Origin of the sequence: Thermobrachium celere DSM 8682 (genome assembly GCF_000430995.1) — a bacterium.
In the GTDB taxonomy this organism is placed as follows: Bacteria; Bacillota; Clostridia; order Clostridiales; family Caloramatoraceae; genus Thermobrachium; species Thermobrachium celere.
The window spans coordinates 3,014-3,308 of sequence record NZ_HF952008.1 but is presented as its reverse complement, the minus strand read 5'-3'; the positions used below and the strand labels follow the sequence as shown (position 1 = coordinate 3,308).

Below are 295 nucleotides of genomic sequence, written 5' to 3'. Positions count from 1 at the left end.
GCTAATTGAAACTATGGATGTTGATGGTGCAATTGTAACAACAGAAGGATTTGGAAACAACCACATTGACTTTGCAAGCCACATAGAGCAAATTGGTATGAGGGGTGTTCCAGTAGTTGGTATGTCCTTCTGTGCAGTTCAAGGAGCACTAGTTGTTGGTAATGAATACATGAAGTACATGGTAGACCTAAATAAGTCTGAACAAGGTATTGAAAATGAAGTTTTAGCATGCAACACATTATGTAAAGAAGATGCTGTAAGAGCACTTGCTATGCTAAAGACAGTTATGGCTGGT

At 38.6% G+C, this 295-nt stretch carries 1 protein-coding gene; it reads left to right on the top strand.

Features of this window, described 5'->3' with window-relative positions; all coding sequences use genetic code 11:
• Positions 1–295, top strand: a 295-nt coding sequence (locus TCEL_RS00420) for a glycine/sarcosine/betaine reductase component B subunit (RefSeq protein ID WP_040683678.1), incomplete at both ends; no start/stop codon positions are given.